Below are 21500 nucleotides of genomic sequence, written 5' to 3'. Positions count from 1 at the left end.
CTCGCATGACTTCAGCAGGTGTGTCCGACGTCGTGGCGTCACCGCCCGCGCTCAGTCGCGGCGACCGCGTCGTGATCGCCGTGCTGCTCGTCGCCACGTTCGTCGTCATCCTCAACGAGACGATCATGGGCGTGGCGCTGCCCGTGCTGCTGGTCGAGCTGGACGTGACCGCGGCGGTGGGCCAGTGGCTCACCGCGGGGTTCCTGCTCACCATGGCCGTGGTCATCCCGATCACGGGCTACCTGATCCAGCGGGTGCCCACGCGCGTGCTGTTCGGCGTGGCGATGAGCTTGTTCAGCGCGGGCACGCTGATCGCCGCCCTCGCCCCCGGCTTCGAGGTGCTGATGGCGGCGCGCGTCGTGCAGGCGTTCGGCACCGCGATCATGCTGCCGCTGCTGATGACGACCGTCATGACGCTCGTGCCGCCGGCCCGCCGCGGCGCCGTGATGGGCAACATCTCGATCGTCATCTCCGTCGCGCCCGCCATCGGCCCCACCGTGGGCGGCGTGGTGCTGAACCTGTCCGGCTGGCGCGCGATGTTCTGGGTGGTGCTGCCGATCGCGGTGGCGACGCTGGTCCTGGGCCTGCGCCGGGTGACGCCGATCGGCGAGTCGAGCGACGCGCCGATGGACGTGCTGTCGGTCGTGCTGTCCGTGGTCGGGTTCGGCGGCCTGGTCTACGGCCTGTCCAGCATCGGCCACTCCGGTGAGGGCTCCTCCACCGTGCTGTGGGGTTCGCTCGCGGTGGGCGTGCTCGGCATCACGGCGTTCGTGCTGCGCCAGGTCTCGCTCCAGCGCCGCGAACGCGCCCTGCTGGACCTGCGGACGTTCACGTTCCGCACGTTCACCGTGAGCAGCGCCCTGATGATGGTGATGATGGGGCTGCTGCTGGGCGTCGTCACGGTGCTGCCGATCTACATGCAGAACGTGCTGCTGCTGAGCCCGCTGACCACGGGACTCCTGCTGCTGCCCGGCGGTCTGCTGATGGGCCTGCTGTCGCCGTTCGTCGGCCGGCTCTACGACCGGGTGGGAGCGCGCGTCCTGCTCGTCGTCGGCACGATCGCGACCAGCGGGTCCCTGTGGTTCGCGACCGGGTTCGACGCCGCCACGGCCCCCGCCATGGTCCTGGTGTTCCACCTCGCGCTGAGCTTCGGCCTGGCGTTCTCCTTCACGCCGCTGTTCTCCGCGGGCCTGGGCGCGCTGCCGTCCCGGCTCTACTCGCACGGCAGCGCCGTCTTCAGCACCACCCAGCAGCTGGCCGCCGCGGCCGGCGTGGCGCTGCTGGTGAGCGTGATGAGCGCGGGCGCCGCCGAGCTGGCCGCGTCCGGCGAGGGGGAGGTCGCCGCACAGATGGGCGGCATGCACAGCGCGTTCCTGCTCGCGGCGGTCCTGTCGCTGGTGGCGGTGGCCGGTTCCCTGGTGATCAAGGGCGGCAAGCCCGAGACCGAGGCGCACGTCTGACGTCGCGCCGGTCGCCGGCCCCCGCCCGCTGTCAGGAGCGCCCCGTCGTGTGACGGGGCGCTCTTTGACAGCTGGGCGGGGTTTCGCCATCCTGGGGGTGCGGAGGGGAGTACCCACCCAGCCCGTGATCGTCATTACGACCGCTCGATGGCGGTTCGGTCACGGCGCCACCGCTCGCGGTGGTCGGGGAGACCTCTGGTTCGTTCGAGAACCGGAGGTGCGCGCATGGTCGTTCTCGGCTAGACCCGCCTGTTCGCCGGTGTCACCGCAGCGACAACCCCCTCCTCACGTCCTGGAAGGACGGACCATGCGCACCTCCACCCGCCTCGCCACCGCCGTCACCGGTCTCGTCGCCGTCGCCGCGCTCACCGCCTGCGGCGCGGTGCAGGAGGCCGCCGACACCGCCAACGCCGTCGCGAACACCGCGAACGCCGTCCAGGTCTGTGCCGACGCGCTGTCCCGGGCCACGACCTCGTTCGACACCTCGTCGCCCGAGCGGGCCGTGGACCAGGCGCACGAGACCGCCGCGTCGCTCGGCGACCTGGCGTCGCAGGCCGCCGACACCACGGTCAACCAGGCCATCACCGCGCTCGCCGACACGCTGAGCGGCGTGACGCTGGACGACCTGGTCGTGCGACCCGCCGCGTGGCTGGAGACCAAGGCCCAGCAGGTCGCCGCGCTGACGACCGCCTGCACCCCCTGACCTCGGGCCGGCCCGCCGGTCCGCACGAGCGGAAACCACGGCCGCGTGACGCTCGAACGCGGTTTCGCACCGGTCCTGGCGGCCCTGCCGGTGGTGCGGTCGGCCGACCTGGAGGACCGGGTGTCCCGGGCGTGGACGCCGGCGCGGGCAGCCACCGCCTCACCCCGACCCTGCCGAGCCCGCGCGGGACCGTGCCGATCCGGGTGTCCGGCGGCGCGTCCGTCCTCGACCCGCACCTCCCGGCCTGCCCGGGGCCGGGGCCGGGCAGGCCGGCGGCCCCGGGCAGGCCGTCGTGGACGGTCGCACGACCAGCGGCGTGGCGGGCGGCGCGGAGCCGGCGACCGACGGGCTGATCGCGACCGGCGACCGGCCTGGGCCCGTGCCCGCCGCGCGGCTCAGTCCCGCGCGCCGATCGCGTCCACCGGGCGGGCGCGCAGGGCCATCCGGGTCGGCACGCCGATCGCCGCCAGGCCCAGGACCGCCACGGTGCCGGTGATCGCCAGGTACAGCAGCGGCGGGGCGGAGGGCACCGGGGAACCGGTCAGGCCGATGCTCACCCCGACCAGCGCCGGCAGGGCCGCGGCGGTGCCCACGACGATCGCGATGCCGACCACCAGCAGGGCCTCCACGCGGGTCATCCGGACCACCTGGCGGCGCCTCGTGCCGACCAGGCGCAGCAGGGCGAACTCGCGCGACCGCTCGGCGGTGGCCATGACCAGCGTGTTGACCACCGAGATGGCCAGGTAGCCGAGCACCACCAGCAGGGCGATCAGGCTGATCCACGACTGGGTGTCGCGCTGCTCCTGCCCGGCGGCGTCGAGGGCCGCCCGGTCCTGCACGACGACGCCGGGGAAGCGCTCGGCCACCGCGGCGGCCAGTGCGCCCGAACCGTCCGTGCGCACGAGCACCGAGTGGTCGAAACCGGTCGGGGTGTGCGCGGCCAGCACGTCGCGCGGCAGCGCCACGTCGCCGAAGCCCAGGCCGCGGCCGTAGATCGCGACGACCTCCGGCCGCGCGGACGCGCCGTCGCCGAGCAGCAGGTCCACCCGGTCGCCGACGCCCAGCCCGAGCGCCCCGGCCGCCTGCTCGCTCAGGGCCACCGCGTCCCCGGTCAACCGCCCGAGGTCGCCCGCCGTCGTGCGCAGGTCCAGCGTGCGGTCCAGGCCGTCGGCGACCAGGCCCTGCACGGCGTACGCCGACACCTGCTCCTCGCCCAGCGCCAGGTGCCGCACGAACGCCTGCCCGCGCACGACCGGCGTCACCGCCTCGACGCCGGGCGCCCGCCGGATCGCCTCGGTGACGCCCGGGGCCAACCCGGCCGGGCCGGTCACCACCACGTCGGCGACCACACCGCCGGCCGCCTGCTCCGCCGCCGCCGCGCGCACCGTGGTCTGCGTGAACAGCTGCACCGACGCCATCGCCACGGCCAGCACCATCGGCGTCACGACCGCCGCCAGCCGGCGCGCGTTCGCCAGCACGCCCTCCACCGCGAGGTGGCCGCCGACCGGGGACAGCCGCCGCAGCGGGCCGGCCACCAGCCGGGTCGCCCCGGTCACCAGGCGCGGACCGAGCAGCCCGGCGGCCACCACCAGGCAGATCGCCGACGCACCCGCGCCCGCGAGCGCCTGCTCACCGGGCAGGAACAGCGGCACCAGGGCCGCGCCCGCGCCCAGCGCGGCGAACACCCACCCGGACGCCGCGCGGACCGCACCCAGCCGGGGCGGTTCGACGGCCGCGTCGCGCAACGCCTCGACCGGGGGAGCCGAGGCGGCCCGGCGGACCGCGACCCACGCGGCGACCCGTGCCGTGACCAGCACCAGCAGCACCGCGGCGACCGGCGGCACCGGGCCGGTCACGAGCCCGAAGTCCGGCGGCAGCATGCCCGCCGACGCGAACGCGTCGCGCATCAGGTGGGCCACGCCGATGCCCGGCAGCGCGCCCAGGACCGCCGCCGTGCCGGCCACCAGCAGGACCTCCGCCCCGACCAGGCGGTGCACCTGCCTCGGCGTCGCGACGATCGCGCGCAGCAGCGCCAGCTCCCGGCGGCGCTGCTGGACCGACAGGCCCAGCGTGCCCGCCACCACCAGCACCGAGATCATCAACGTGGTGCCCGCGAACGACAGCGACAGCACCACCAGCTCCGCACGGACCCGGCCCACGTCCAGGAACTCCGCGTCGGCGCGCCGGTCCCCGGTGTGGACCTCCACGTCGAGGTCGGGCAGCGCCGCCCCGATCCGCGCGGCCAGCCCGTCGGCGTGCTCGCCGGCGCCGGCGAGCACGCCGATCACGTCCACCTGGTCCGGGCGACCGGACAGCACCCGCGCCTCCTCGTCGGTGACGTACAGCGCGGCCTGCCGGCCGGTGTCGCCCGCGCCCGCCGCGACGCCCGTCACCGTGTACTCGCGCGGCTCGCCGCCCAGGGCCACCGGGAGCCGGTCGCCGACGCGCACGCCGAGCCGGTCCGCCAGGGCGGCGTCGAGCACGGCGTCACGCGGGCGCGCCGGTGCGACGCCCTCGCGGACCTCCAGCGGCGCCAGCGCGGCCGAACCCCAGCCGTACGCCCGCGCGGCCGGCTCACCCGGCAGCACGACCGGCGCGGACACCTCGCCCACGGCCCGGTCCACGCCGGGCACGGCCGCCACGCGCGCCACCGCGTCGGCGGGCAGCGGCACCCGCTCGGCCAGCGGCACGTCCAGGTCGCCCGCCACCGGCAGCGCCTGCCGCGCCGCCACCACCACCGCCGCGCCCGCGTACCGCTGGGGCTCCACGCCCGCGCGCAGGCCGGACTCGAACAGCACGCCGAGCGCGGTGAGCAGCGCCGAGGCGCACAGCACCGCGACGAACACCCCGGCGAACCCGCCCCGCCGGTACCGGATCGACGCCATCGCCAACAGCCGCACCGTCACCACTCGCCCAACTGCGTCATGCGCTCCGCGATGGCCTCGGGGGAGGGGCGGTGCAGCGAACCGGCGAGCCTGCCGTCGGTGAGGAACAGGACCTGGTCGGCGCAGGACGCCGCCACCGGGTCGTGCGTCACCATCAGCACGGTCTGGCCGAAGCCGTCGACGACGCCGCGCAGCAGGTCGAGCACCTGCCGGCCGGTCCGGCTGTCCAGCGCGCCGGTCGGCTCGTCGGCGAGCACCGCGTCCGGCCGGGTGACCAGCGCGCGGGCGATGGCCACCCGCTGCTGCTGGCCGCCGGAGAGCTGGTGCGGGCGGTGGTGCAGCCGGTCGGCGAGGCCGACGCGCTCCACGACGTGCCGCAGCCACTCCGGGTCGGCCTCCGCCGCGCCGAGCAGCAGCGGCAGGGCGATGTTCTGCTCCACGGTCAGCGCGGGCACCAGGTTGTAGGACTGGAAGACGAAGCCGATGCGCTCGCGCCGCACGGCCGTCAGCGCGTTCTCGTCCATGGTGGACAACTCCGTGCCGCCCAGCAGCACGGAGCCGGACGTCGGCTTCTCCAGCCCCGCCGCGCAGTGCAGGAACGTGCTCTTGCCCGACCCGGAGGGCCCCATCACGGCGGTGAACGTGCCGCGCGGCAGGTCGACGGTGACCCGGTCCAGCGCGGTCACCGCCCCGTCGCCCGACCCGTGCACCTTGGACACCGAGGACAGCCTGATGGCCGGCGCTGTTGTCGTTTCGATCACGGCACCGACGCTAGGTCCGGCCACGTCCGCGCACGATCCCCCGGGGACCACGGTTCGTGGTGGAGCCCGCTATACCCTGCCCACCGTGATGGACCCCTTCCCCGCGGCCGCGGCGGTGCTCCGGCGGCTCCTGCGGGACGCCGCGTTCACCGGGGCGGGCGCGGCGAGCGCCGTGGCGGCCCTGGGCCCGGTCGTCGCCTCGGCCGCCGGTCCCGACCGGGCCGCGCGGGTGCTGCGCCGCTGGGCGGACCGGGAGCGGCGGAGGATCACGCGGTTCACCGGGGAGGAGGTCCTCCACCCGGTCACGGAGCCGGGGGACGACACGACCCCCGGCGAGTGGCGCTGGCTCGCGCGGCACGCGGGCACCGGGTTCGTGCTCGGCGTCGTCGCGGTCCTGCTGCCGCTCGCCGCGCTGAGCGCGGCCGTCGTGCCGCTCTACTGGTGGGCGGTGCCCGGCGACGAGCCGGTGGTGACGCTGTACCCGATCACGTCGTGGGCCCTCGCGCTGACGTCGCCGCTGCTGGCCGTCGGCTACCTGCTGCTCGCGCTGCTGCTCGTGCCGCCGGCGGCGCGGTGGCAGGCCGCGACCGGCCGCCGCCTGCTGACCCCGCCGGGCGCCACCGGCCTGGAGCAGCGGGTCGCCGAGCTGACCGCCAGCCGGGCCGCCGCGCTGGAGGCGCACGGGGCGGAGCTGCGCCGCATCGAGCGCGACCTGCACGACGGCACGCAGAACCGGCTCGTCGCGGTGGCGATGCACCTGGGCATCGTGGAACGCGCGCTGCGCCGCGACCCCGCGTCCGCCCTGCCGCTCGTGCTGCGCGCCCAGGACGCCGCCACCGACGCGCTCGCCGGCCTGCGCGAGGTGGTGCGCGCCATCTACCCGCCGGTGCTCGCCGAACGCGGTCTCGACGGCGCGGTGGCCGGCCTCGTCGCCGCCTGCCCGGTGCCGTGCACGCTGACCGCGAGCGCCCTGCGGCGCGCGCCCACCGCCGTCGAGTCGGCGGCCTACTTCGTGATCGCCGAGGCGCTGACCAACGTGGCCAAGCACAGCGGCGCGTCGCACGCCTCCGTGCACCTGGCGTGCGACTCGACGCTCGTGGTCGAGGTCCGCGACGACGGCCGGGGCGGCGCCGACGAGGGCGCGGGCAGCGGGCTCGCGGGCATCCGCCGCCGCGTCGAGGCGTTCGACGGGACCGCGCTGCTCACCAGCCCGCCCGGTGGCCCTACGCTGCTGCGCGTGGAGCTGCCGTGCGGGTCGTGATCGCCGAGGACGACGCGCTGCTGCGCGAGGGCCTGGTCCTGCTGCTGGGCAGCGAGGGCATCGACGTGGTGGCCGCCGTGGACAACCCGGACGACCTGCTCGTGGCGGTCGACGAGCACCGGCCGGACGTCGCCGTGCTCGACGTGCGGCTGCCGCCGACGTTCACCGACGAGGGGTTGCGCGCCGCCGTGGAGGCACGTCGCCGCGTGCCGGGCCTGCCGATCCTGGTGCTGTCGGCGTACGTGGAGGACAGCTACGCGGGCGACCTGCTGGCCCGCGGCGCCGAGGGCGTCGGGTACCTGCTCAAGGAACGGGTGGGCAAGGTGTCGGCGTTCCTGGACGCGCTGGACCGGGTGGTCGCGGGCGGCACCGTGCTGGACCCGGAGGTGGTGTCGCAGCTGATGGTGCGCCGCCGCACCGGCGACCCGATCGGCTCGCTGACCCCGCGCGAGCGCGAGGTGCTGGGGCTGATGGCCGAGGGCCGCGCCAACCAGACCATCGCCGAGCTGCTCGTGGTCACCGAGACGGCGGTGAGCAAGCACATCCGCAACATCTTCGCCAAGCTCGACCTGCCGCCGGACGACGTCGGCCACCGGCGCGTGCTGGCCGTGCTCGCGTACCTGCGCTCGTGACGACGACGGCCCCGCGTCGGCCGGTTCGTGTCGGACCCCTCTGGTAGGACCTCGTACGACGCTGCCCGGCACGAGACACCGGAGACACCATGACGACCACGTCCGACGATCCGACCACCGCGCTGCCCGGCCGACCGCCCGTCGCGGACCTCGCCACCTGGCAGGCCGCCCGCGACGAGCTGCTGGTCCGCGAGAAGGCCCACACCCGCGAGGGCGACGCCATCGCCGCAGCGCGCCGCAGGCTGCCGATGGTGGAGTTCGACGGGACGGTCGAGGTCGTCGGGGCGGACGGCCCGGTCCCGTTCCTGGACCTGTTCCGGGGCCGGGAGGAACTCGTGGTGTACAAGCACATGTGGCACGACGGCGCGCCGCACCAGGGGCAGTGCGAGGGCTGCACCAACGCCGCCTGGCACCTGAAGGACCCCGTCTACCTCGACGCCCGGGGCATCGCGTCGGCCGTCCTGACCACGGGCCGGTGGGACGAGGTGGCCCCCTACGTCGAGTTCATGGGCTACACCACGCCCTGGTACTCGGTGCGCGACGTGCCGGAGCCGGTCGGCGGTGAGATGGGGTACCTCACCTGCTTCCTGCGCGACGGCGACCGCACGTTCCTGACCTACTCCACGACGTCGCGCGGCAACGAGGCGTTCAGCGGCTCCTTCGCCCTGCTCGACATGACGCCGTACGGCCGCGGTGAGGCGTGGGAGGACAAGCCGGAGGGGTGGCCCGAGGGACAGCGCTCGTGCTGGTACTGGCGCGCCGACGCCGACGGGAACGCCACCTGGGGCCCGACCAGCCGCCCCGTGCCGCAGTGGACCCGCCCCGGCGCGACCCCCGTGGAGACGCTCGGCCGCGAGGGCGACTGCCACTGACCGCGCTCACCGGAGGTGGCCGGCCACCACCGCGGCGGCGCGGGCGATCAGCGCGTCGTCGTGCTCGGCGTCCGGCGTGCCGCGGGTCGACATGACCGCGAGCACGACGGGGGCCGCGCCACCGGGCGGCCAGGCGACGGCGATGTCGTTGCGCGTCCCGTAGCCGCCCGACCCCGTCTTGTCCCCGACGACCCAGTCGGCGGGCAGGCCGGCGCGGATCAGGTCGTCACCGGTGGTGTTGCGGCGCAGCAGGTCCACGAGGAACTCCCGCCGGTCCGGCGGGAGGGCGTCGCCGAGCGTGAAAGCGCGCAGGCCGGTCGCCAGGGCGCGGGGCGTGCTGGTGTCGCGGACGTCGCCCGGCGTCGCCTCGTTCAGCCCTGTCTCCACGCGGTCCACGTGCGTGGTGGTGTCGCCGATCCCGCGCAGCACCGCACCCAGGCCCTCCGGGCCGCCCAGCGCGCGGAACAGGAGGTTCGCCGCCGTGTTGTCGCTCAGGCGGACGGCGGCGTCGGCCGCCTCGCGCAGCGTGACGCCGGTGTCCACCCGCTCCCCGGTGACCGGTGAGTGGGGGACCACGTCGGCCCGCGAGTAGGTGACCACCTCGTCGAGCGCCTCGACCGGCTCGCGCCGCAGCAGGGCCCCCACGGCGAGGGCCTTGATCGTCGAGGCGTGGGCGAACCGGTGGTCGGCGCGGTAGGCGATCTCGCGGCCCGTGCCGGTGTCCAGGGCGTACACGCCGAGCGTGGCGCCGAACTCCTCCTCCAGCCGGGCGAACGCGCCGTCCGGGACAGCGGTGGCGATGCTCGCGGTCGGCGCCGTGGTGGTCGCCGTAGTGGTCGCTGCGGGCGGCGACTCGACCGGGGCCGGCCCGCTCGCGCACCCGGTGAGCACGGCCAGCGCGAGGACGGCGCCGGCGGTCCGCTTCACGGCGCCACCGCCAGCAGCGCCGCGGCCACGTGCAGGTCCTGGAGCGCCAGGCCGGAGCTGTCGAAGACCGTGATGTCGTCGGGGGAGAGCCGTCCCTCGGCGCGCCCGGCCAGCACGTCGCCCACGGCGGTCACGCGCAGCGAGCCGTCCACGACCCGGTCGGCCACGTGCTGGAACTCGCCGATGGCGACCGACTGCGCCGGCAGGTCGCAGAACAGCCGCGCCCGCGCGAGGAGGTCCGGCGGCAGCTCCTGCTTGCCCCGCGCGTCGGAACCCATGCTCGCCACGTGGGTGCCGGGCGCGATCCAGTCCGCGTCGAACAGCGGGGCGGTGGCCGTGGTCGCGGTGACGACGAGGTCGGCGCGGCACGCCTCGCGGGCGGGCGTGAGCCGGGCGGGCAGGCCGCGGGCGGCCAGCGCGGCGGTGAAGCGCTCGCCGCGCTCCACCGACCGGGCAACCACGTGGACCGTCTCCAGTGGACGGACGCGGGCCAGCGCGGCGCACTCGTACAGCGCCTGGTGCCCGGTGCCGAAGACCGCCAGCGTGGTCGCGTCGGGCCGGGCCAGGGCGTCGGCCGCCACCGCGTCCGCCGCGGCGGTGCGGTAGGCGTTGACCTTCCCGGCCTCGACCACCGCACCGATCCGGCCCGTCTCCTGGTCGACCAGCAGCACGGTCGAGTTGTGGCGCGGCAGGCCCGCGGCGTCGTTGGCGGGCCAGTAGCTGCCGACCTTGACGCCCGCCAGGTCGGCGGACGAGGCGGACTTGACCGTGAAGCGGTTGGCCGGGTCGGACCCGTGCCCGTGCACGGTGGGGAAGGACGCGGAGCCGGCGGCGGCGAGGAACGCGGCGCGGACGGCGTCGTAGGCGAGCTGTTCGTCGATCAGGGCCGCGGACTCGGCCTCGGAGAGGAAGCGCACGGCTCACCAGCCCCGCACGCGCGGCCACACGGCCTCGACGGCCCGGGAACCGGGGGAGGTCACGTGGTAGCGGTCGTGCTGCGCGGCGGTCGCGCACGCGTGGTTCGGCAGGACGCGCACCCGTGTCCCCACGGGCAGGTCCGGCAGCGCGGCGGCGCTGCCCGGCCGCACGGACAGCGTGCCGTGCTCCTGGCTGGCGTCGGTCATCAGCAGGTCCGGGTACGGCGTGCCGTCCAGGTCGGCGACGAGGCCGTAGCCCTGGTCCACGGGCTGGCGGGCGGTGCCCCGGTCGCGCGAGGTCGCCATCCACCCGCCGTCGGTCATGATCCAGCCCTTGTCCGGGCGGTGCCCGATGACGGTGGTCACCACCGACAGGGCCAGGTCGTCCACCCGGCACACGCCGATGCCGGCCATCACCAGGTCGAAGAACACGTAGTTGCCCGCCCGGACCTCGGTGGCGCCGGTCAGGTCGGTGACGGCGTGGGCGGTCGGGGTGGACCCGACGCTCACCACGGGCACCTCGTGGCCCGCCGCGCGCAGGTCCTCCGCGACGCGCACCGCGGCGAGGCGCTCGGCCTCCGCGGCGGCGGTCAGCGCCTCCGGTGTGTACGCGAAGTACGACTCGCCCGCGTGGGTCAGCACGCCGCGCAGTTCCGCGCCGCCCGACACGAGGGCCTCGGCGATGGCGAGCACGGCCGGGTCGCCGGGGAGCACGCCGCCGCGGTGGCCGTCGCAGTCCACCTCGACCAGCGCCGGGACCGGCACGCCGCGCTCCCGCGACGCGCGGGCCACCTCGACGGCCTGGGCCGCGCTGTCCAGCAGCACGACGAGGTCCACGCCGCGCCGGCGCAGGGCGATCACCCGGTCGAGCTTGTCCGGCGCGATGCCGACCGCGTAGACGACATCGGTGAACCCGGCGTCCGCGAACGCCTCGGCCTCGGCGAGCGTGGAGACGGTGATCGGGCCGACCCCGCCGTCGAACAGCAGTCGCGCCACCTCGACGGACTTCGCCGTCTTGACGTGCGGGCGCAGCACCGCGCCCAGGCCGTCCAGGTGCGCGCGGAGGCGGGCGGCGTTGGCCTCCACCACCGACCGGTCCAGTGCCAGGAACGGTGTCGCCACCCGGTCCAGCGCCTCGTGCCCCATGCTCGCCCCTCTCGTCGACGTGTGTCCTCGCGGCTGTCGGTGCCGCGGCTGTCGGTCCTGCGGCTGTCGGCGAGGTCGGAGTACAGCCCGGAGCGGGACACGCCCAGCCGCGCCGTGACGCGGGTGAACGCGCCGCGCACGGCGAAGGCGCCCCGGTCGTCGAGCACGCGCGCAGCAGGACGAGCCGCTCGGCGCGGTCCAGGCGGTCGACCGGCTTGCCGCGCGCCGACTCCTCGGCGCGGTCGCGTCGACCCGCCGGCCGGTCACGTTCCCGGCGGCCCCTGATCCGTTCGGCACGGACACCTCACCCTCCCGGCGGTTGACTCGGACCATACATCCGCTCTCCGGATGGATGGTCCGGCAGGCGACAGCACGGCGACAGGCGGCGGGCGGGGCGCGGCCGCGCTCGTCCACAGTGGACTGGAAGGGCGGCTGGAGATCCAGATCACGCCGATGGGCCGTTCGGGGGGCTGGACACGGCGGCAAGCTTAGGCAAGCCTAAGCGAAGTTCTCGTCGTGGAGGGTGTTGTGTCTGAGCGCTGGGGTGCGGGCATCGAGGGCAGGGTCGCGCTGGTGACCGGCGCGGCCCGCGGCATCGGGGCGGCGGTGGTGGACGGCCTGGTCCGCGCCGGCGCGACGGTCGCCGCGGTGGACGTCGACCCCGACGTCCACCTCCGCTCGGCCGAGCGGGTCACGCCCTTCACCGCCGACGTCGGCGACCCGGCGGCGGTCGCGCGCGTCGTGGACGACGTGGAGCGGACCCTCGGCCCGATCGGCATTGGGGTGTCCGTGGCGGGCGTGCTGCGGCCCGCCGCGGTGTGCGACACCACCGACGAGGACTGGGCGGCCACGTTCGCCGTCAACGCGACCGGCGTGTTCCACGTGCTGCGGGCGGTGGCGCGCAGGATGGTGCCGCGCGGCGCCGGGGTGCTGGTGACCGTCGGGTCGAACGCCTCCGGCGTGCCCCGCACCGGCATGGGCGCCTACGCCGCGTCCAAGGCGGCGGCCACGATGCTGACCCGCTGCCTCGGCCTGGAGTTGGCCGGGTCGGGCATCCGGTGCAACGTGGTGTCGCCGGGTTCGACGGACACCGACATGCAACGTCTGCTGTGGACGGACGGGAACGGCGCGGAGGCGGTGGTCTCGGGGTCCCCGGACCAGTTCCGGGTCGGCATCCCGCTGGGGCGCATCGCGGACCCGGCGGACATCGCCGACGCGGTCCTCTTCCTCGCCTCCGACCGGGCCCGCCACATCACGATGCAGAACCTGTTCGTGGACGGCGGGGCGACGCTGCGCGCGTGACGAGGACCTTTCGTCATGGCGAAACTTAGGTTAGGCTAACCAAAGTTGCGCTCCCGGGTCGCCGGGACCGCGACCTTCCGCCGTGCTCGGCCGACACTGACCGGTCAGCGCTGTCGCGCTGTCACCGAAAGGGAAACACGACGTGCCCCCACCCGCTCTGGTCCGCCCCCGGCCCGTGCACCGGGCAGCCGACCTGCTGGCCGCCTACCTGCCGGGGTCGTTCTACTTCGCCTCGGCACGCGGGTCGCTGCTCGCCGACGGCGTGCACACGACCGTCCGGGCCGGGCACGGCGCGCGGGCGCGCGCGGCGGCCGAGGTGCTCGACGCGGCGGCGGTGGGCGGGGTCGACGAACCGCTGGTGGTCGGTGCGATCGGGTTCCGACCCGAGGCCGAGGCCAGCCTGGTCGTGCCCGCCCTGGTGCGCCGGGCGGGCGCCAACACGGCCGTCGACGTGCCGGCCACGCCGTTCGGCTCCACCAGGTGGGCCATCACGCCCCGGCCCGAGCCGGAGGCCTACGCCGACGGCGTGCGCGAGGCGCTGGAGCTGATCGGCGGCGGCGAGCTGGCCAAGGTCGTGCTGGCCCGCTGCCTCGAACTCGTCGCCGGCGACCCGGTGTCCGTGCCGTCGCTGCTGGCCCGGCTGGTGCGCGCCGACCCGGCCGCGCACGCCTTCGCCGCCGACGTCAGCGCGCCGGGCGACCCCGCGCCGCGCACCCTGGTCGGCGCGAGCCCGGAGCTGCTGCTGTCGCGCCGCGGCGCGGTGGTCACGTCCAACCCGCTGGCCGGGTCGCGCCCGCGCGTCGCCGACGAGGCGGAGAACCGGAGGCGCGTCGCCGAACTGCTGGCCTCCGAGAAGGACCGGCACGAGCACGCGCACGTCGCCGCGCAGGTCGCCGAGGTGCTGGGCGGGTTCTGCGCCGACCTCGACGTGCCCGCCGAACCGGTGGTGATCGGCACGCCCACGATGTGGCACCTGTCCACCCGGATCACCGGGCGGCTCGCCGACCCGACCGACCCCGGCTCCTCGTCCCTCGCGCTGGCCGAGGCGTTGCACCCGACCCCCGCCGTGTGCGGCGTGCCGGTCGGACGCGCCCGCGACGCGATCGCCGGGCTGGAGCCGGAGGACCGCGGCTACTACTCGGGCCTGGTCGGCTGGACCGGCCTGGAGGGCGACGGCGAGTGGGTCGTCACCATCCGCAGCGCGGAGGTGTGCGACCGGACCGTGCGGCTGTTCGCCGGCGCCGGCGTCGTCGCGGGCTCCGACCCGGCCGCCGAACTGGCCGAGACCAGCGCCAAGTTCCGCACGCTGCTGCGCGCGCTGGGCCTGGAGGGCGCGGCGTGAGCGCGGGCGTGGACCACGTCGCCTGGCCCGCCGACGTCGCGGCCCGCTACCGGGCGTCCGGGCACTGGCGCGGGCAGACGTTCGGCGCGTGGCTCACCGCGCTGGCCGCCGCCCACTCCGGGCGGACCGCCGTGGTGGGGGAGCGGGACGGCGTGACGTCGCGCTGGACGTTCGCCGAACTCGACGAGCGGGCGCACCGGATCGCCGCCGGGCTGGTCGGCTCCGGCGTCCGGCCCGGCGACCGGGTCGTGGTGCAGCTGCCGAACGTGCCCGAGTTCCTGCCGGTCGTCTTCGGGCTGTGGCGCGTCGGCGCCTGGCCGGTGTTCGCGCTGCCCGCCCACCGGCACAGCGAGCTGCGGCACTTCGCCGAACAGGCCGAGGCCGTCGCGATCGTCACCGTGGACCGGCACGAGCGGCACGACCACGCGGGCACCGCGCGCCAGGTGGCGGCCGACGTGCCGTCGGTGCGCGACGTGCTCGTGGTCGGCTCGGCGGAGTTCGCCGGCCTCGCCGCCGCCGAGCCGCGCGACCTCCCGGACCCCGACCCGTCCGGCGTGGCGTTCCTCCAGCTCTCCGGCGGCAGCACCGGGTTGCCGAAGCTGATCCCGCGGACCCACGACGACTACCTCTACAGCGTCCGGGAGAGCGCCCGCATCTGCGCGCTGCGCCCGGACAGCGTCTACCTGGCCGCGCTGCCGGTCGCGCACAACTACCCGCTCAGCTCGCCGGGCGTCCTCGGCGCGCTGCACGCGGGCGCGGCGACCGTGCTGGCGCCGCGCCCCGACGCGGACACCGCGTTCCGGCTGATCGAGGCCGAGCGCGTCACGATCAGCGGGGTGGTGCCGCCGCTCGCCGCCGCCTGGGTGCAGGCCGCCGCGCGCACCGGGCACGACCTGTCCTCGCTGGAGGTCCTGCTGGTCGGCGGCGCCAAGTGCGGGCGCGAACTCGCCGAGCGGATCGGCCCCGCCCTGGGCTGCCGGTTGCAGCAGGTGTTCGGCATGGCCGAGGGCCTGGTCTGCTACACCCGGCTCGACGACCCGGACGAGGTCGTGCTGGGCACGCAGGGCCGTCCGATCTCGCTCGACGACGAGATCCGCGTCGTCGACCCGGACGACCCCGCCGCGCCCTCGGACGCCGTCGTGCCCGACGGTGCGACCGGTGCGCTGCTCACCCGCGGCCCGTACACGATCCGCGGCTACTTCCGGGCCGCGGCGCACAACGCGGCCGCGTTCACCCCGGACGGCTTCTACCGGACCGGGGACCTGGTGCGGCGTACCCCGACCGGGCACCTGGAGGTCGTCGGCCGGGCCAAGGAGCAGATCAACCGGGGCGGGGAGAAGGTGGCCGCCGAAGAGGTGGAGAACCACCTGATGGCCCACCCCGACGTGCTCGACGCCGCCGTGGTCGCGGTGCCCGACGCCTACCTGGGCGAGCGGACGTGCGCCTACGTCGTGCCCGCCGCCGGCGCCGCCCCGACCGGGGCCGAACTGCGCCGGTTCGTGCGCGAACGCGGCGTCGCGGCGTTCAAGGTGCCCGACCTGGTCCAGGTCGTCGGGGAGTTCCCGGTGACCGGGGTCGGCAAGACCAGCAAGCGCGAGCTGCGGGCGGCACTGGCCGCCCTGGCCGAGAAGAAGGGGTGACCCCCGTGTCCCTGCCGAAGATCCAGCCCTACCCGCTGCCCACGGCGGACGAGGTACCGATCGGCCGGGTGTCCTGGCGGCCCGACGCGTCCCGCGCGGCGCTGCTGGTGCACGACGTGCAGCGCTACTTCCTGGCGCCGTACGCGGGGGCGCCGGTCCCGGAGATGACGGCGAACATCGCCGCGCTGGTCGCGGTGGCGCGCGAGCGGGGCGTGCCGGTGTTCTACACCGCGCAGCCCGGCCGGCAGGACGCCGCCGACCGCGGCCTGCTCACCGAGTTCTGGGGAGCGGGCATCGGCGGGGTCATCGACGACGACCCGCGCGCCGCCGACATCATCCCCGAGCTGGCGCCCGCGCCGGGCGACACCGTGCTGACCAAGTGGCGCTACAGCGCGTTCCAGCGCAGCGCGTTCGCCGACCAGCTCGCCGACGCCGGCCGCGACCAGCTGCTGATCACCGGCGTGTACGCGCACATCGGCTGCCAGGCCACGGCCGTGGAGGCGTTCATGCGCGACGTCCGGCCGTTCCTCGTCAACGACGCCGTCGCCGACTTCTCCCGGGAGAGGCACGACCAGGCGTGCGAGTACGTCGCCCAGCGCTGCGGGGTCGTCACCACCACCGCCGACGCGCTGGCCGCGCTGACCGCCACCACCACGGAACAGATCCCCGCTGGAGCACCGCGATGACCACCGGAACCCTGACCGCCGACCGCGTCCGCGCCGACGTCGCCGACCTGCTCGGCGTCGAGCCCGCCGAGGTGGGCGCGGACGCCGACCTGCTCGACCTCGGGCTGGACTCGATGCGGATCATGAGCCTCGTCGAGCGCTGGCGCGCCGCCGGCGCCACCGGCCTGGAGTTCGCCGACCTCGCCGAGGACCCCCGGCTGGCGCGCTGGACCGAGCTGGTCGCCGGGGCGTCCGCGTGAGCCGCGTCGACCACCGCGACCGGCACCTGGAGCGCATCGCCGAGGTGCGCGCCGGCGGTGGCGAGGGACGCGGCGCGGAGAAGGTCGGCTACCCCATCCGCGTCCGCGCGGCCGAGGTCGTGCGCACCGCGATGGTCGGCGCCGGCCTGCTGCGCGTGACGCTGGGCGGGCCCGGCACCGAGGGCTTCGAGGCGCACTCGCCCGACGAGCACGTGAAGCTGCTCTTCCCCGAGGAGGACGGCACGCTGCGGCTGCCCGAGCCGAACGGGAACATGCTGCGCTGGCCCCGCCCCTCGCCGACGTCGCGCGAGTACACCGTGCGCCGCTACGACCCGGCGACCGGCGAGCTGGACCTCGACGTGGCGCTGCACGACGGCGGCCTCGGCTCGGACTGGGCGCGCTCGGTCGAACCCGGCGCGGTCGTGCACGTCGCCGGCCCGCCCGGCGGCCTGATCGTGCCGCACGACTACGACCGCTACCTGCTCGCCGGCGACCTCACCGCCCTGCCCGCCATCGCCCGGTGGCTGGAGGAGCTGCCCCGCACCGCCGCGGGCTGGGCGTTCGTCGAGGTCGCGAACGCCGACGAGGAGATCGCGCTGTCCGCGCCCGAGGACGTCGAGGTGCGCTGGCTGCACCGCGGCGACGCCCCGGCCGGCACGACGACCCTGCTGGCGGACGCCGTGCGCGCGATCCGGGTGCCCGGGGGCGAACGCCTCTACGCCTGGGTCGCGGGCGAGGCGGGCTCGATCAAACCGCTGCGCCGCTGGGTCCGCGACGAGCTCGGCCTGGCCAAGGCCGACCACGACATCACCGGCTACTGGAAGCGCGGCGTCGCCGACTTCGACGACGACCACGACCACTGACCCCCCCGCAATACCGAATCCCCCGAGGAAAAAACCCGATGTCCATCGCCAGAACCCCCCGCCTCGCCGCCGCGCTGGCGCTCACCCTCGTCGCCGCCGTCGGCTGCGGCTCGGCCGAGAACACCGCCACCGGCGAGACGGGTGCCGCCGAACCCACGACCAGGGTCTTCACCGCCGACAACGGCGACATCACGATCCCGGTCCAGCCCAAGCGGGTGGTGGCCACCGGGTACGCCGTGCCCGCCCTGCTGGAGGCGGACGCGCCCCTCGTCGGGATCTCCTCGTGGAAGCGGGGCGAGCCGCTGATGACCGAGGAGGACCTGAAGAAGTACCGGGAGCTGACCAAGGTCGCGGGCGAGTCGGCGGCCGAGACCAACTACGAGGCCATCGCGCAGGCCGAGCCGGACCTGATCGTCATCGGCGTGCCCAAGCCGGTGCTGGCCGACGTCGACCTCAAGCGCCTGGAGGCCATCGCGCCGGTCGTGGCCATCGGCCCCTCGCTGCCCTCGGCGTGGCGCGACCTGTCCCGCAAGCAGGCCGACGCGGCGGGCGCGCTGTCCGCGTTCGACGCCGTGAAGGCCGAGTACGACGAGAAGGCCAAGGGGCTCAAGGAGAAGTACGCCTCCGTGCTGCCGACGCTCAAGCTCGGCCACGTCGGCGCCTACGGCGAGGTCGCCAAGGGCAACTTCCAGCGCGAGTTCAACGGCTCCTGGGGCACCAACATCGCCCAGGACATCGGCGCGACCTACTACGGCGAGGTGAAGGTCAAGGGCAACGGGTCCGCGGCCGTCAGCGAGTACCCGTCCATCGAGGAGCTGACCGCGGCGTTCGCCGACGCCGACGCCATCACCTACTCGGTGGCCGCGGACGGCAAGGTCCCGGCCTCGGTCCAGTACGTCATGGACTCGCCGCTGTGGAAGGAACTGCCCGCCGTCAAGGCCGGCAAGACCTTCCCGTTCCGCTACACCGAGGCGGCCACCTACCGCTCCGCGATGAAGACGCTGGACGCGGTCGACGAGGCGTTCGCGCCGCTGCTGACCAAGTGACCGCCACGCGCCGGCTGCCGGGTGCGCGGGTCGTGCTGCTGGTGGCCGCACTGGCCCTGCTGGTCGGGATGGCGGTGATCAGCGTCGGGATCGGCGCCCACGCCGTCGCCCCGGCCGAGGTCGTGCGGGCACTGGTGGACTACGACGGGTCGAGCGACCACATCGTGGTCCGGGAGATCCGGGTGCCCCGCGCCGTCCTGGCGGTCGGCGCGGGCGCCGCGCTCGCCGTGGCGGGCGTGCTGATCCAGGTGCTGTCGAGGAACCCGCTGGCGGAGCCCGGCGTCCTCGGCGTCACCGCGGGCGCCGGGTTCGCGATCACCGTCGGCTCGGCGCTGGGCGTCGCCGCCTCGGCGGCGGGGGAACTGGCCCTCGCCGTCGTCGGCGCGGTGATCGCCGCCGTGCTCGTGTACTCGGTGGGCCGCCGGTCGCCGCTGCGGCTCGTGCTCACCGGCGTCGCCCTCAGCTCCGTGCTGGCGGGCGTGTCCCTGGGGCTGCGGCTGGTGCTGCCGGACGTGTTCGACCGCTACCGCTTCTGGTCCGTCGGGTCGCTGGCCGGTCGCGAGCAGTCCCCGACGACGCTGCCGCTGCTGGTGATCGCCGCCGCGGTGGTGGGGGCGCTGCTGCTGAGCAGGCAGCTCAACGCGGTCGCGCTCGGCGACACCGTGGCGCACGTGCTGGGCGCGAACGTCGCCCGCGTCCGGGTCGCCACGCTGGTGCTGACCACCGTGCTGGCCGGCGCGGCGACCGCGGTGGCCGGGCCCATCCTGTTCGTCGGCCTGATCGTGCCGCACCTGGCGCGGCGGATGGCGGGCAGCTCGGTGCCCTGGCTCGTGGGCTACGCCGCCGTGCTCGGCCCGGTCCTGCTGCTGCTGTCCGACATCGGCTCGCGCGTCCTGCTGCCGACCGGCGAGGTGCCGGTCGCGATCGTGACCGCGTTCCTCGGCGGCCCGGTGCTGATCTGGGCGGTCCGGCGGTACGGGGCGGGGGCGCTGTGAGCGCGGTCGTGCTGCGCCGCGGCCCGGTCTCGCTCCGGGTCGAGCGGCGGACGCTGGTCCTGGTCGCGGCGATGGCCCTGGTCGTCCTCGTCCTCGGCTTCCTCGGCCTGTCCTACGGCGCGACGTGGGCGGACCCGGCGAAGGTGTTCGCCGCGCTCACCGGGTCGGGCGGCGGGTCGGGCGTGGTGATCCGCGAGTGGCGGCTGCCGCGCGTGCTCTCCTGCCTGGTGTTCGGCGCGGCGCTCGGCGTGGCCGGGGCGATCTTCCAGAACGTCACCCGCAACCCCATGGGCAGCCCCGACGTCATCGGCCTCGACGCGGGCGCCTACACCGGCGCGCTGGTCGCGATCACCGTGCTGTCCGGCACGTCCGCGCAGCTGACCGCCGGCTCGCTGGCGGGCGGTGTGCTCGCCGCCGCGGCCGTCTACCTGCTCTCGTCCGGCGGAGGGCTCTCCGGGCTGCGGCTGGTCGTCATCGGCATCGCGGTCAACGCGGTGCTGACCGCGATGAACTCGTGGATCGTGCTGCGGGCGGAGCTGGAGGTCGCCATCGCCGCCGTGGGGTGGAGCGCCGGCTCCCTCAACGGCGTCGACTGGGAGGACGTGCGCATCCCGTTCGCCGTCATCGGCGTGCTGCTGGTCCTGCTGGTCCTCCGGTCCCCGGCGCTGCACCAGGACGCGCTGGGCACGGCCCTCGCCGTCACCACCGGCGTCCGCGTGGACCGGCTGCGCCTGCACCTCGTGCTCATCGGCGTCGGCTGCACGGCCACCGTCACCGCCGTCGCCGGCCCCATCGCCTTCATCGCGCTGGCCGCGCCGCAGATCGGCAGGCGGCTGGCCCGCGCCCCCGGCGTGCCGCTGCTGCCCGCCGCCCTGACCGGCGCGGTGCTGCTCCAGGGCGCCGACCTGGTCGCGCAGATGCTGCTGGCGCCCGTCGCCCTGCCCGTCGGCGTGGTCAGCACGGCCATCGGCGGCTGCTACCTGATCTGGCTGCTCACCAAGGAGGTGCGGCGAGCGTGACCACGCGCCTGACCGCCAGGGACCTGACGCTGCGCTACGGCGACCGCGTGGTGTCCACGCGACTGGAGCTGGACGTCCCCGACGGCGCCTTCACCGCCATCGTCGGCCCCAACGCCTGCGGCAAGTCCACCCTGCTGCGAGCCTTCGTGCGGCTGCTGCGCCCGTCAGACGGGCACGTGCTGTTCGACGGGCGCGAGGTCGGCTCGTACCCGGGCAAGGCGCTGGCCCGGGAACTCGGCTTCCTGCCGCAGGACCCGATCGCACCCGACGACATCCGGGTGCGGCAGCTGGTCGCGCGGGGCCGCTTCCCGCACCAGTCGCTGCTGTCCACCTGGTCGGAGCAGGACGAGGCCGCCGTCGTCGGGGCGATGGACGCCGCGGGCGTCACGGGGCTCGCCGACCGGCCCGTGCAGGAGCTGTCCGGCGGGCAGCGGCAACGCGTGTGGGTGGCCGTCGTGCTGGCCCAGCGGACGCCGTACCTGCTGCTCGACGAACCCACCTCGTTCCTCGACATCGCCCACCAGTACCAGCTGCTGGCCCTGCTGGCCCGCCTGCGCGACGAGGGCCGCACCGTCATCGCGGTGCTGCACGACATCAACCAGGCGTGCCGGTACGCCGACCACCTGGTCGCCATGAAGGAAGGCCGCGTCGTCGCCCAGGGCGCCGCCGCCGACATCGTCGACGCCGCGCTGGTCAAGGAGGTCTTCGACCTGCCCAGCATCGTCGTGCCCGACCCGGCGACCGGCACGCCCATGGTCGTGCCGTCGCTCTGAGCGCGGCACACCCACGATCCCAGGAGCACGA

The 21500-nt window shown here is 75.5% G+C and carries 20 protein-coding genes; 15 read left to right on the top strand and 5 right to left on the bottom strand.

The genetic code is table 11. The features are described 5' to 3' along the window. Positions 1 to 5: 5 nt before the first annotated feature. Together J2S66_RS17440 and J2S66_RS17435 are read left to right on the top strand one after the other, a co-directional pair. The gene (locus tag J2S66_RS17440; RefSeq protein WP_310308172.1) at positions 6 to 1460 is read left to right on the top strand and encodes a DHA2 family efflux MFS transporter permease subunit; all 1455 of its coding nucleotides are present in this window, start codon (positions 6 to 8) and stop codon (positions 1458 to 1460) included. A gap of 307 nt (positions 1461 to 1767) precedes the next feature. Then, the gene (locus J2S66_RS17435) at positions 1768 to 2163 is read left to right on the top strand and encodes a bacteriophage spanin2 family protein (protein ID WP_310308171.1); all 396 of its coding nucleotides are present in this window, start codon (positions 1768 to 1770) and stop codon (positions 2161 to 2163) included. Positions 2164 to 2558: 395 nt separating this feature from the next. Here J2S66_RS17435 and J2S66_RS17430 read toward each other — a convergent pair whose 3' ends face one another. Continuing rightward, entirely contained in the window at positions 2559 to 5069 is a 2511-nt protein-coding gene (locus J2S66_RS17430) for an FtsX-like permease family protein (RefSeq protein WP_310308170.1), read from the bottom strand. Then, positions 5066 to 5782, bottom strand: a complete 717-nt coding sequence (locus J2S66_RS17425) for an ABC transporter ATP-binding protein (protein ID WP_374726202.1) — start codon at positions 5780 to 5782, stop codon at positions 5066 to 5068. Before J2S66_RS17425 ends, J2S66_RS17430 begins: the two co-directional genes overlap by 4 nt. A 115-nt stretch (positions 5783 to 5897) precedes the next feature. On the opposite strand from J2S66_RS17425, the gene J2S66_RS17420 reads away from it, so the two are divergent. The 3 genes from J2S66_RS17420 to J2S66_RS17410 all read left to right on the top strand — a co-directional run bounded on the left by J2S66_RS17420 (position 5898) and on the right by J2S66_RS17410 (position 8574). Beyond that, positions 5898 to 7070, top strand: a complete 1173-nt coding sequence (locus J2S66_RS17420; protein ID WP_310314857.1) for a sensor histidine kinase — start codon at positions 5898 to 5900, stop codon at positions 7068 to 7070. Then, on the top strand, positions 7058 to 7702 hold the full coding sequence (locus J2S66_RS17415) for a response regulator (RefSeq protein WP_310308169.1): 645 nt from the start codon (positions 7058 to 7060) through the stop codon (positions 7700 to 7702). The genes J2S66_RS17420 and J2S66_RS17415 overlap by 13 nt, the downstream gene beginning before the upstream one ends. An 89-nt stretch (positions 7703 to 7791) precedes the next feature. Beyond that, positions 7792 to 8574 (top strand): DUF899 family protein, encoded by a 783-nt coding sequence (locus tag J2S66_RS17410; RefSeq protein WP_310308168.1) that lies wholly within the window; start codon positions 7792 to 7794, stop codon positions 8572 to 8574. A gap of 6 nt (positions 8575 to 8580) precedes the next feature. Here the strand turns inward: J2S66_RS17410 and bla are convergent, their stop codons facing one another. The 3 genes from bla to J2S66_RS17395 are packed head-to-tail and all read right to left on the bottom strand — an operon-like array spanning position 8581 to position 11564. Continuing rightward, positions 8581 to 9501: a class A beta-lactamase gene (gene bla / locus J2S66_RS17405; protein WP_310308167.1), complete on the bottom strand. Its 921-nt coding sequence runs from the start codon at positions 9499 to 9501 to the stop codon at positions 8581 to 8583. Continuing rightward, positions 9498 to 10418 carry an ornithine cyclodeaminase family protein gene (locus tag J2S66_RS17400; RefSeq protein ID WP_310308165.1) on the bottom strand — a complete coding sequence of 307 codons (921 nt, stop codon included), beginning with the start codon at positions 10416 to 10418 and terminating at the stop codon, positions 9498 to 9500. The genes bla and J2S66_RS17400 overlap by 4 nt, the downstream gene beginning before the upstream one ends. A gap of 3 nt (positions 10419 to 10421) precedes the next feature. Further along, complete coding sequence (locus tag J2S66_RS17395) at positions 10422 to 11564, bottom strand: alanine racemase (RefSeq protein WP_310308164.1); 1143 nt, start codon at positions 11562 to 11564, stop codon at positions 10422 to 10424. A 528-nt stretch (positions 11565 to 12092) separates the two neighbouring features. Here J2S66_RS17395 and J2S66_RS17390 point away from each other — a divergent pair. From J2S66_RS17390 to J2S66_RS17345, 10 genes are all read left to right on the top strand, one after another. Beyond that, positions 12093 to 12866, top strand: a complete 774-nt coding sequence (locus J2S66_RS17390; RefSeq protein ID WP_310308163.1) for a 2,3-dihydro-2,3-dihydroxybenzoate dehydrogenase — start codon at positions 12093 to 12095, stop codon at positions 12864 to 12866. A gap of 142 nt (positions 12867 to 13008) precedes the next feature. Then, entirely contained in the window at positions 13009 to 14208 is a 1200-nt protein-coding gene (locus tag J2S66_RS17385; RefSeq protein WP_310308162.1) for an isochorismate synthase, read from the top strand. Continuing rightward, complete coding sequence (locus J2S66_RS17380) at positions 14205 to 15848, top strand: (2,3-dihydroxybenzoyl)adenylate synthase (protein WP_310308160.1); 1644 nt, start codon at positions 14205 to 14207, stop codon at positions 15846 to 15848. Before J2S66_RS17385 ends, J2S66_RS17380 begins: the two co-directional genes overlap by 4 nt. A 5-nt stretch (positions 15849 to 15853) precedes the next feature. Then, positions 15854 to 16534 (top strand): isochorismatase family protein, encoded by a 681-nt coding sequence (locus tag J2S66_RS17375; protein WP_310314854.1) that lies wholly within the window; start codon positions 15854 to 15856, stop codon positions 16532 to 16534. Further along, a complete protein-coding gene (locus J2S66_RS17370; RefSeq protein WP_310308159.1) occupies positions 16531 to 16773 on the top strand; it encodes a phosphopantetheine-binding protein in 243 nt (80 codons plus the stop codon). Before J2S66_RS17375 ends, J2S66_RS17370 begins: the two co-directional genes overlap by 4 nt. After that, positions 16770 to 17636 (top strand): siderophore-interacting protein, encoded by an 867-nt coding sequence (locus J2S66_RS17365; RefSeq protein ID WP_310308158.1) that lies wholly within the window; start codon positions 16770 to 16772, stop codon positions 17634 to 17636. The genes J2S66_RS17370 and J2S66_RS17365 overlap by 4 nt, the downstream gene beginning before the upstream one ends. Positions 17637 to 17674: 38 nt before the next feature. Further along, positions 17675 to 18682, top strand: a complete 1008-nt coding sequence (locus J2S66_RS17360) for an ABC transporter substrate-binding protein (RefSeq protein WP_310308156.1) — start codon at positions 17675 to 17677, stop codon at positions 18680 to 18682. Positions 18683 to 18750: 68 nt separating this feature from the next. Then, entirely contained in the window at positions 18751 to 19677 is a 927-nt protein-coding gene (locus tag J2S66_RS17355) for a FecCD family ABC transporter permease (protein WP_310314851.1), read from the top strand. Next, on the top strand, positions 19674 to 20696 hold the full coding sequence (locus J2S66_RS17350; RefSeq protein ID WP_310308155.1) for a FecCD family ABC transporter permease: 1023 nt from the start codon (positions 19674 to 19676) through the stop codon (positions 20694 to 20696). Before J2S66_RS17355 ends, J2S66_RS17350 begins: the two co-directional genes overlap by 4 nt. Further along, entirely contained in the window at positions 20693 to 21469 is a 777-nt protein-coding gene (locus tag J2S66_RS17345; RefSeq protein WP_310308154.1) for an ABC transporter ATP-binding protein, read from the top strand. Before J2S66_RS17350 ends, J2S66_RS17345 begins: the two co-directional genes overlap by 4 nt. The last annotated feature ends 31 nt before the right edge of the window (positions 21470 to 21500 follow it).

This window comes from Saccharothrix longispora, from assembly GCF_031455225.1.
In the GTDB taxonomy this organism is placed as follows: Bacteria; Actinomycetota; Actinomycetes; order Mycobacteriales; family Pseudonocardiaceae; genus Actinosynnema; species Actinosynnema longispora.
This window is presented reverse-complemented; position numbering and strand designations above follow the sequence as displayed.